Origin of the sequence: Streptomyces sp. LS1784, from assembly GCF_020103755.1 — a bacterium.
In the GTDB taxonomy this organism is placed as follows: Bacteria; Actinomycetota; Actinomycetes; order Streptomycetales; family Streptomycetaceae; genus Kitasatospora.
This window is the reverse complement of sequence record NZ_JAHSQD010000767.1, coordinates 1-3,147: the sequence shown is the minus strand read 5'-3', so window position 1 is coordinate 3,147 and position 3,147 is coordinate 1. Positions and strand designations below refer to the sequence as shown.

Annotated in this window: 2 protein-coding genes and 1 pseudogene; all 3 read left to right on the top strand. The window is 73.7% G+C overall.

The genetic code is table 11. The annotated features are described in order from the left end of the window. Window positions 1–203, top strand: a pseudogene (locus KS423_RS42005) (sugar kinase); the annotation flags it as partial. Window positions 204–288: 85 nt separating this feature from the next. Next, window positions 289–1,692: a glutamate decarboxylase gene (locus KS423_RS42000; protein WP_224284979.1), complete on the top strand. Its 1,404-nt coding sequence runs from the start codon at window positions 289–291 to the stop codon at window positions 1,690–1,692. Between the two features lie 400 nt (window positions 1,693–2,092). Continuing rightward, window positions 2,093–3,147, top strand: a 1,055-nt coding sequence (locus KS423_RS41995; protein WP_224284978.1) for an XRE family transcriptional regulator, incomplete at its 3' end; no start/stop codon positions are given.

The window sequence follows — 3,147 nt, the reverse complement described above, 5'->3', positions numbered from 1 at the left end:
CGCACGCCGCCCGCGGGGCCGCCCGGCAGGCCGCCTGGGCGCTGGCGGGCACCCCGGAGCCGCCGGAGTGGGAGCTGCCGGACGCCGAGACCGTCGAGCCCGACGGGGAGCAGGACCTGGCGATCGGCTCGGCGGTGCGCCGGCAGTACCGGGCCGCCCGCGACCAGATCCACCCGGAGGTGGCGTCGGCCCCGTCGACCTGAAACCGACGGTGAAGATGCGTCACCCGGCTCCCGGTGGCAGCGTGGGCCGGGACACAGCCACCGAGGTGAAGGGCAGCAGCATCCCATGGCCTTGCACAAGGGCGCCGGCAACGGCCGCCGACTGAGCGTCAGCCCGTTCGTGGGCGCCGCCGACCCGCTGGGCTCGATGGAGCTCGCCCCGCCGGTGCACCGGCTCGGCAAGGGCCCGGTCGCGGCCGACACCGCGTACCAGCTGATCCACGACGAGCTGATGCTGGACGGCAACGCCAAGCTCAACCTGGCGACCTTCGTCACCACCTCGATGGAGGTGCAGGCCACCCGGCTGATGACCGAGTGCCTGGACAAGAACATGATCGACAAGGACGAGTACCCGCAGACCGCCGAGCTGGAGCGGCGCTGCGTGGCCATCCTCGCCGACCTCTGGAACGCCCCCGACCCGGACTCCGCGGTCGGCTGCTCCACCACCGGCTCCAGCGAGGCCTGCATGCTGGCCGGCATGGCGCTCAAGCGCCGCTGGATGCGCCGCAACGCCGAGCGCTACGCCGCCGGGGCCCGACCCAACCTGGTGATGGGCGTCAACGTCCAGGTGTGCTGGGAGAAGTTCTGCACCTTCTGGGAGATCGAGGCCCGCACCGCGCCCATGGAGGGCGAGCGCTTCCACCTCGGCGCCGAACAGGCGGTCGCGCTGTGCGACGAGAACACCATCGGCGTGGTCGGCGTCCTCGGCTCGACCTTCGACGGATCGTACGAGCCGATCGCGGAGATCTGCGCGGCCCTGGACGAGCTCCAGGAACGCACCGGCCTGGACATCCCGGTGCACGTGGACGGCGCCTCCGGTGGCATGGTGGCGCCCTTCCTCGACCCCGAGCTGGTCTGGGACTTCCGACTGCCCCGGGTGGCCTCGATCAACACCTCCGGGCACAAGTACGGGCTGGTCTACCCGGGCGTCGGCTGGGCGCTGTGGCGGGACGAGGAGGCGCTGCCGGAGGAACTGGTCTTCCGGGTCAACTACCTGGGCGGCGAGATGCCGACCTTCGCCCTCAACTTCTCCCGGCCCGGCGCCCAGGTCGCGGCGCAGTACTACGTCTTCCTGCGGCTCGGCCGGGACGGCTTCCGGGTGGTCCAGGGCGCTTGCCGGGACGTCGCGACCTACCTGGCCGGGGAGATCGGGAAGCTGGACTGCTTCCGGCTGCTGACCCACGGCGACCAGGTCCCGGTGTTCGCCTTCACCACCACCGAGGGCACGTCCTTCGACGTGTTCGACGTCTCACGGCGGCTGCGCGAGCGCGGCTGGCAGGTGCCCGCGTACACCTTCCCGGCCGACCGGGAGGACCTGTCGGTGCTCCGCGTGGTCTGCCGCAACGGCTTCTCCCGGGACCTCGCCGACCTGCTGCTGGCCGACCTCGGCCGGCTGCTGCCGGAGCTGCGGCGCCAGCCCGTCCCGCTCCGGGATCTCGGGATGCCGGCCCGGTCGGGCTTCCACCACTGACCGTTCGCACACCCGGGAACGTCACGGCGGGGAGGGCGCAGCGAAGCGCCCTCCCCGCCGGAGCGTCCCGGGCGGACCGGGGCAGCCTCCCCCCGCGAGGCTGCCCCGGTCCGGTGGGGGAACCGGGATCGGGTGCGGACCGACGACGGGTGGTCGATCGGTGCCCGAACGGTTCCCCGGCGGGTGCACCGCACCGGCCAGAGAACTCTGCACGATGACCACGTGAATGTTCGAGCGGTTCCGGGGGTTGTGAGACACTTCCGTCCGTCTCAGCGCCGTGACCTGGGGTTTGGGACGCCAGACCGATCGGGTTGGAGAAGCGCAGACGCCGAACGGCCCGGGCCGGGACCCTGCCGCTCACCCGTTCCCCGTCCCCGTTTCTCGAGTTTGGAGCGCCGCATTGGGTTCCGCCTGGAAGCAGCTGCCCGAGGAGTTGCCCGAGCCCGCCAGGCGCCTGGCGGAGGAGCTCCGGGACATCAAGGACACCGCCGGACTGTCGCTGTCCGAGCTGGCCGCCCGGACGCACTACAGCCGGGCCTCCTGGGAGCGCTGGCTCAACGGCAAACGGGTCGTCACCGAGCAGGCGGTGGAAGCCCTGGTCGGGGCGGTCGCGTGCGACGGGGCCGCGCTGCGGGCGCTGTGGCGGCACGCGGTGGCGGGGCCGGAGGCCGTGGGCACGGGCACGGGCGAGGCCGTGAAGGGACCGGCCGTCGCCGAGGAGCCCTCGGCCCCCGAGGAGCCTGCCATCCGGGCCGAGACCGCCCAGGAGCCGGCCGCCGGCGAGGCGCTGGTGACCGGGCAGGAGCCCGAGCCCGCCCCCGTCGTCTGGTGGCGGCGCCCCGCGGCGCTGGTCTCCGCTGCGGCCGTGCTGGCGCTGCTGCTGGTCCTGGTGGGCCTGCGGATCGGCCGGCACGGCGGGCAGGCCTCGGCGGCCGCCGAACCCGTCGCCACGGCCGGCGTCTCCGCCGGTGCGAAGCCCGGCCCGACCTCCCCGGCCTGCCAGGCCGTCGGCTGCGCGCACAAGGACCCGAAGACCACCGGCTGCGGCAAGGACGCCCGGACCCTGCAGACCCAGGTGATCGGCAAGGTGGTCGTCTACCTCCGGTACAGCCAGACCTGCCGGGCCGCCTGGGCGGCCATCACCGAGGGCCAGCCGAAGGACTACGCAACGATCACCGACAGCACCGGCGACAGCGAGACGGCGCTCATCCACTGGGGCTACGACAACTACTCGCCGATGCTGAACGCGGCGGACCCGACCGTCACCTTCCAGGTCTGCGGCTACCAGTCGGCCGGCCACGACTGCACCGCGGCGGTCTCCGACCTGGCCATGGTGGTGGCCTCCACCCCGATCCCGATCGGACCCGCCTCGCCCCCGCCCGGCACCGGCGCGGGGGCACCGACGACCCCGGCCCCGGCCACCCCGGCCACGCCGGCCACCCCGGCCACGCCGGC

Bases quoted from the DNA above. Each gene is read 5' to 3' on its own strand.
- KS423_RS42000 (WP_224284979.1), top strand. From the start codon at position 289: ATGGCCTTGCACAAGGGCGCCGGCAACGGCCGCCGACTGAGCGTCAGC.